6 protein-coding genes are annotated in these 3275 nt (G+C 48.2%); all 6 read left to right on the forward strand.

Going from position 1 to position 3275, the window contains the following annotated elements; all coding sequences use genetic code 11:
• Positions 1 to 307, forward strand: a 307-nt coding sequence (locus BISU_RS09745; RefSeq protein WP_156100205.1) for an integrase core domain-containing protein, incomplete at its 5' end; no start/stop codon positions are given.
• Positions 208 to 711, forward strand: coding sequence for a polysaccharide pyruvyl transferase family protein (locus BISU_RS12220; RefSeq protein ID WP_162178601.1), 504 nt, complete (start codon positions 208 to 210; stop codon positions 709 to 711). The genes BISU_RS09745 and BISU_RS12220, both read left to right, overlap by 100 nt.
• 18 nt (positions 712 to 729) lie before the next feature.
• Complete coding sequence (locus BISU_RS12225; RefSeq protein ID WP_226839133.1) at positions 730 to 1260, forward strand: serine acetyltransferase; 531 nt, start codon at positions 730 to 732, stop codon at positions 1258 to 1260.
• 11 nt (positions 1261 to 1271) lie between these two features.
• Positions 1272 to 2381 (forward strand): polysaccharide pyruvyl transferase family protein, encoded by a 1110-nt coding sequence (locus BISU_RS09755; RefSeq protein WP_024464703.1) that lies wholly within the window; start codon positions 1272 to 1274, stop codon positions 2379 to 2381.
• 47 nt (positions 2382 to 2428) lie between these two features.
• Positions 2429 to 2749: an oligosaccharide flippase family protein gene (locus tag BISU_RS12625; RefSeq protein ID WP_155803857.1), complete on the forward strand. Its 321-nt coding sequence runs from the start codon at positions 2429 to 2431 to the stop codon at positions 2747 to 2749.
• A 354-nt stretch (positions 2750 to 3103) separates the two neighbouring features.
• The coding region (locus BISU_RS13610; RefSeq protein ID WP_411431492.1) for a helix-turn-helix domain-containing protein at positions 3104 to 3275 on the forward strand (172 nt) is incomplete at its 3' end.

Below are 3275 nucleotides of genomic sequence, written 5' to 3' on the forward strand. Positions count from 1 at the left end.
CACGGCACCCAGTAACATCAGCAGCCTGTACGGCACGCATCTGAACGGAGGCCGGGATCCTGCCTCCACCGGCACGGTGGGTGATTCCTATGACAACGCGCTGGCCGAGAGCGTCAACGGCGCGTACAAGAACGAACTGATCACACGATCCGCGCCGTTCGGGACCGTGCGGGCGTTGGAAACAGCGACCTTCCAATGGGTCTCCTGGTGGAACAACCAACGCCTCCACGAACGCCTCGACTACCGGACACCAGCCGAGGTAGAAGCACGCTATTATCAAACCAAGGCGACACCAGTCACCCAATAAAACACAGGGAACAAAACCCAGTCCATATCACATCCACCGGCGAACGAATTACCTATACCGATACCACCATCACGGATGATTCCGCCATCAGCGCCGAACGTGGCGAGCACTTAGTATTGGACAAATTCGCCGAATTCCGAAAGGCACGGCTGGTAATCACCGATCGGCTTCATGGCATGATCTTCAGTGCCATCACCGGCACACCTTGCATTGCTCTGAACAATAGCAACGGTAAGGTCGGCATGGAATATTTTTGGCTGCAAGATTTGCCGTACATCACTTTCGCAGAAGATGTCGATGCCTTAGAATCGTTACTCCCTGACATGATGAATATTGCTGATACGCATTACCCCGCTGAATATTTCATGCGTAAATTCGATTCTTTGACAGATCTATTGTCGTAATTTCAAAAGGAGCAAGACATGGGTGCATTATTACAGGAAGACCAATCTCGATATCGGCAGATGCATGAGAAAATGCCAGCATTTCAAAAGTATTATCGGCTTTCTCAGGAATGCACATTCAAGCCTTTGCAACTGGTATATCGGTTCCTGCTCAGGCACTCACGGAAACGGTCACTCGTGGAACTGATGTACACATGCCATATCGGAGGCGGGTTGTATTTAGGGCATCCTTATTGCATCACTATCAATCCGAATGCCCGTATCGGTGCCAACGTTTCAATCCACCGAGGAGCAGTCATTGGACAGGAAAATAGAGGCAAACGTCAAGGCACTCCAATCATAGGCGACAATGTATGGATTGGTATCAATGCAGCGATCGTTGGCAATATCCATATTGGAAACGATGTACTTATTGCGCCGAATAGCTATGTGAACAGAGATATTCCTGATCACTCAGTGGTATTTGGAAATCCCTGTACTGTACGGCATAGAGATAATGCCACTGAATCGTATATCATTGCCGCCAATCAACAACCGCAATTTAAATAGGATATATCATAATGGGAATTTCACAAATACTTGGAGCAACCATCGGTCCATATAAAACGCAGCCGTTGAAACAGCATGCATCAATTCAACGAGGGTACCGTACTCACAGGCATGAGTTCGATTCACTGCAGAACAATCAACGAACATGTTTCATCCTCGGTACCGCCAATTACGGAAATCTTGGCGACCTTGCCATTGCTGAAGCGCAGTATAACTTCATCAAAGATAATTTCGACGGAAATGTCGTAGAAATACCGACAGGCAAGCTATGGGAATATAAACGCTGCATACAAGAGTTCGCAGACCCGCAGCGTGACGTCATCTGCCTTCAAGGTGGCGGAAACATGGGTGATCTGTATTCCATATATGAATACGAACGCTGTTTTGTCATGCGCATGTTTCCGAATATGAAGATAATTGTCATGCCACAGACGATTTCCTATAGTAATCCGCAATCCAAACTCGCGCGATACGCTCAATCTACATATAAGAATCACCCCAATCTCCACCTATTCGCCAGAGAAAAAGTATCTTTTGCAGCGATGCGACAATATTTCCCCGAGGCGTCTGTTGCCCTTGTTCCAGACATCGTGCTCAGCTTTAACGTCAATACTCTGTTAGACAAGACACCGACTGAGCGCGCTGGAGCCGTCATTGTCCTGCGCGACGATGTCGAGAAAAATCTCAACGCCGATGAGCGCGGCTTTATTGACAAAGCAATACGTAACGTCATATCAGCACCGATATCAACCACTGACACTGTAATCGACACCGATCATGAAATCGGAATTACGGAACGTAGAGGGCTATTGTCTAAGAAATTGCAACAGTTCCGCAACGCGCAAATCATCATCACCGACCGTCTGCATGGAATGGTGTTTGCCGCGCTAACCGGCACGCCGGCGATCGTGTTCAATAACAACAATCATAAAGTCCGTGGCGTATATGAATGGATACAGGATCTTCCCTACATTACTTTTATTCAATCCACGAAAGAATTTCCCGATGCCTTAAAACAGCTGACAAATTATGACTACAGCAAAAATGTTTATCCATTGAAGGACATATACGTCAAATTCGCCCCCCCTTCAGAAGACTCTACAGGCATAACAGATATATAAAAAACCAATATTAAAGACATAATGTCAATACAGCAATTGGAGCATCTATGGGAGAAAAACGGCAACTTGCAGTCAATATGATTGCAGGAATCATATCATTAGGCGTACAGTTCGGCGTCAGTTTCGTACTTACCCCATATATCGTCAGAACCTTAGGCTCTGAAGCATATGGATTCATACCACTTGCAAATCAGATTGTCGGCTATACAACGATTGTCACAACGGCTTTGAACTCCATGGCGAGTAGGTTCATATCCATCGAAATGAACCGAGAAAACACAAAACAGGCGAACATATATTTCAACTCCGTCCTGATCAGCAATATCATTGATGTGGACTGGTTTTTGTTCCTGATTTCCCCCAGATAGGAGATGATGGAATCATGGCTAGAAGATATGATGCGGAGTTCAGGGAGCGGGCGGTGCGGCTGTTGGCGGGCTCGCGTGGGAATTACACGTCCGAGACCAAGGCGTTGCAGGGCGTGGCGAAGAGCCTTGGAATCGCCGCGGAGTCGTTGCGCCGGTGGCAGGAACGCTCAGATTGTTTATCATCGTTTTGTTTTGTGCGTGGTCATCACCGGAATTGGGCAGAGTGATTGCTTGATTTGATCGGTTTTGGCGGTGGTGTCTTGATGTGAAAGGCATCGGCCTGTTGTCCTGATAGATTCCCGAGTGCTATCAACCATTTTCACGGTTCTCGGGAGGGAAGGAATGACGGTACCGATGCCCATTAGGCAGGATATCAGGAGGTACGAGATGGAGGGCTTGTCGCGTTCGGCGATCGCCGAACGGCTCGGGATCTCGCGTAACACGGTCGCGAAGTACGCGGATATGGAGGATTTCTCGCCCCGGCCCGAAGCGCGGCCGGAGCAGTCTAGGAGCCGGGTGGAACCGT

It is taken from the genome of Bifidobacterium subtile, from assembly GCF_000741775.1.
Classification (GTDB): Bacteria; Actinomycetota; Actinomycetes; order Actinomycetales; family Bifidobacteriaceae; genus Bifidobacterium; species Bifidobacterium subtile.